Source organism: Dolichospermum sp. UHCC 0259, from assembly GCF_009711935.1.
Taxonomy (GTDB): domain Bacteria; phylum Cyanobacteriota; class Cyanobacteriia; order Cyanobacteriales; family Nostocaceae; genus Dolichospermum.
In genome coordinates this window covers 1-3,209 of record NZ_VIKX01000200.1, presented here as the reverse complement: position 1 = coordinate 3,209, position 3,209 = coordinate 1, and the positions used below count along the sequence as shown (strand labels likewise).

3 protein-coding genes are annotated in these 3,209 nt (G+C 35.9%); 2 read left to right on the top strand and 1 reads right to left on the bottom strand.

Annotation, left to right across the window (positions count from 1 at the left end):
• Positions 1-157: 157 nt before the first annotated feature.
• Entirely contained in the window at positions 158-1,399 is a 1,242-nt protein-coding gene (locus tag FJR05_RS16240; protein WP_168645059.1) for a lipid-A-disaccharide synthase, read from the bottom strand.
• Between the two features lie 258 nt (positions 1,400-1,657).
• On the opposite strand from FJR05_RS16240, the gene FJR05_RS16235 reads away from it, so the two are divergent.
• Together FJR05_RS16235 and nblR are read left to right on the top strand one after the other, a co-directional pair.
• Complete coding sequence (locus tag FJR05_RS16235) at positions 1,658-1,804, top strand: hypothetical protein (protein ID WP_168645057.1); 147 nt, start codon at positions 1,658-1,660, stop codon at positions 1,802-1,804.
• A gap of 517 nt (positions 1,805-2,321) precedes the next feature.
• Positions 2,322-3,044, top strand: coding sequence for a response regulator transcription factor NblR (gene nblR, locus FJR05_RS16230; RefSeq protein ID WP_168645058.1), 723 nt, complete (start codon positions 2,322-2,324; stop codon positions 3,042-3,044).
• The last annotated feature ends 165 nt before the right edge of the window (positions 3,045-3,209 follow it).

The following is a 3,209-nucleotide window of genomic DNA, read 5'->3' as shown; positions in this document are numbered from 1 at the left end:
CCTACTTCTACCTACCCTATAAACTCTCGAAAGTGGGGGGAGAGTGAAAAACTACCAGGGAACAGAGAACAGGGAAGAGAAATGATAAAAATATTCAACCAGTTGAATAATCCTATCAGGTACTTTCATATTTTCAAAATCCCAGTTTTATCTAAATCTAGAATAACTCTTCCTTCACCAAAATTGCTAACTTATCCGCAGCCCCACCTTCACCTCTAACACTGCGTAATTTATCCTGCATAGCCTCTAATTTTTCTGGATTTGCTAACAAATCTAAAACCATTTCTCCCACTTCTTCAGGTTGCAATTTACCTACTAATTCTGGGACAATTTCTGCTTGCGCCCAAATATTTGGCCAAGCAAATAAGCCCTTACGTCTTAACACCCACCAATTAATTAATTTAGCAAAACTAGAACCTACTCCCGGTAAATTTGCCAATATTCCTGGTAAACCATCCCAAGAACGCATTGCATCTAATTGTTGAGTTGGTAATAGGACAATCATCGGTACAGCTAAAGCACCTAATTCTGCGGTATTTGCACCAACTGTAGTTAAACAAATAGAACATTGGGATAATGAATCATAAACTGGATTTTCTTGTTTTAATTCCACTCTTAATCCAGTAGTAGTTGCAAGAAAATTACCTGATAAAGATGCACCTTGAAAACCAAATGCTTTTGTAAATGAATTAGTTTCAGGATTAGCAAAACTAGCTAAAGTTGGTAAATCTAAAGTTGGTGCGACGGGAATAAAAAACTTCGTTTTCGGGTTTTTACGATAAATATATTCAGCAATGCCTAACATTAAAGGTACACCTTGGGTTAACTTTGCAGATTTTGACCCCGGTAAAATTCCAATTAATTCAACTTTAGATTGAGAATTTTCAACTTTAGGTATTATTTCATTCTTTGCTGCTTCTAACATCAAATCACCAACAACAGTGAATTTATCAGCATATTTAGCAGAAACATTTTTCGCAACTTGAGCTTTCATAATGGCAAATTTATCTATAAAATTGTGCCAACGCGCTTCCCATTCCGCATAAACTACAGTTTTATATCCTAATTTTTTACCAATAACCACCGGAAAAATTTGATCACCACCTAAAAATATGACTACACCTTGATTTCTCCATTCCCAATTTTGCGCGGTTTTTCCCCATAGTAAAAATTGCCAAAAGTATTCAGGTGCTTGAACTCTATCAACCTCTGGATAACCCAACGCTATATCAGTTTCTTTACCACTAGCATGGGGACAAGGTGACAATATTACAGAAATTCTCACTAGAGAAACATCATGTCCTAATTCTTCTCTCAATGCTTTAACAACAGGACATACCCAAGTTGTAACCTCCCCAGGTCCATTGGAAAGAATGAGAATATCTACGGGTGTAGTCATTTAATTATTACCTAATAAGTTATAAAATATGATTATACTGATATAATGAATTAAGGCAACAAAACTGAATCTCTAAGTTAAAATCTCAAATAGATATAGTGACAAGGTATCTAAAGTTTTGTATCGTAGTTAATCAAATTCATAACAAAATCAAATAACAGTGTATCATAGTAATTAGTAGCGTAAATGTGCAATGCTTCCCTTGCTGTTTTCCAAGGATATCAGGTAAGCTACGCCCTGATTTACTAATAGCAGAATGTGGCAGCTTTGACGGGTAAACTTAATTGGGTAATACTGATGTCTAAGGAAAAAAAAGGTAATAAAGAAGTTAAAAAGCCTAAGAAAGATCCCAAAGACAAAAAAGAGAAAAAAGACCCAAACAGATACGATGGTTTAGGTAAGTAATCAAGAGCAAATTAATAAAAGTTTCAGGTAGGGTATAATAAGGGTTTTAGGCTTTCAGCTTTTGATAGATTTAATGGGATTATCTGTGCAGATGGATAATCCCATTTGATTTTAATACTTGTCGGTTAAGCTCAAAAAATAGAATTACGTAGGTTGGTTGGAGAAACGTTAGCCATAGTATGGCGGAGTCATAACCCAACATTTATTAGCTTTTGTTGGGTTATACGCTATCTTTAACCTAACCTGCCATGAAAAGGCTGATATAAGTTGATGTTTTACAACTTATACAGGAAAAAAAGTGCAGTTTGATACTATTCCCAGTATAATAGCATTTCAGCAAAAATCATTATTGTTCTGATTGAGTTGTAGCAACTTGTATATAAGTACAACTGGAAAATTAGTGACTTGAGTTAATATTGTTTGAAATATCAGTAACACGGTAATTAGGTTATAACTCATGGGAGAGGATTTTTTCCAATTACCAATCCCAATTTGTTTTCTTTTTAGCCCAACTGCTATGATAGCTGCCCATAATCCCGCTGTTTTTGTTTTGGTGATTGAACCAGATGAAACTTTAGCTCATCAATTAGCTGGTGATTTGCAAGAAGCTGGCTATGATGCCATTGTGACTCATGATGCGGCCAATGGATTAAAATACTGTAGCGGTGCTTCCAGCAATCAAACCCATCGCCAACCTGCTTTAATTGTTGTAGACCGAATGCTCGTCGGTGAATCAGGACTATCTTTATGTAAAAATCTCAGAAATATTGGTAATCGTTCTCCTATACTAGTTTTGATGGCCAGAGACACAGTAGACGATCGCATAGCTTGTTTAGACGCTGGTGCTAATGATTACATCCTCAAGCCTTACCGTTCGGAGGATTTTTTAAAGTTGATTCGTCTCTATCTCAAACCAGATATTGATACCACCGAACAATTACGCTTTGGTGATTTGATTTTGGATATAGGAACTCGTCGGGCTATTTACAACAGTAAGGTCATTGACTTGACCATGAAAGAATTTGAACTCTTAAAGTTCTTAATGGAACACCCCCGTGAAGTATTAACCCGTGAACAGATTTTAGAAAATGTTTGGGGTTACGACTTTATGGGTGAGTCCAATGTTATTGAAGTATATATTCGTTACCTCCGACTCAAAATTGAAGAAGAAGGTCAAAAACGCCTAATTCAAACTATACGCGGTGTCGGTTACGTACTCCGAGACGCATCAAACCCATAAAATCAGAAATAATCACAAATAATATCTAAATTTGTGGGCAATTTTGCAGAAATTAAGTAAGATAGTCGGAATCTAAATTCCAGTAAATAATTTGATAGGCAAGAGGCAAGGATTCTGACTCCTGTGACGGGTCTTCTTCCTCTAACCCCGATTTTTTTGGGCTTT

Coding starts and splice junctions, on each gene's coding strand:
- nblR (WP_168645058.1), top strand. CDS start 2,322: ATGATAGCTGCCCATAATCCCGCTGTTTTTGTTTTGGTGATTGAACCA.
- FJR05_RS16240 (WP_168645059.1), bottom strand. CDS start 1,399: ATGACTACACCCGTAGATATTCTCATTCTTTCCAATGGACCTGGGGAG.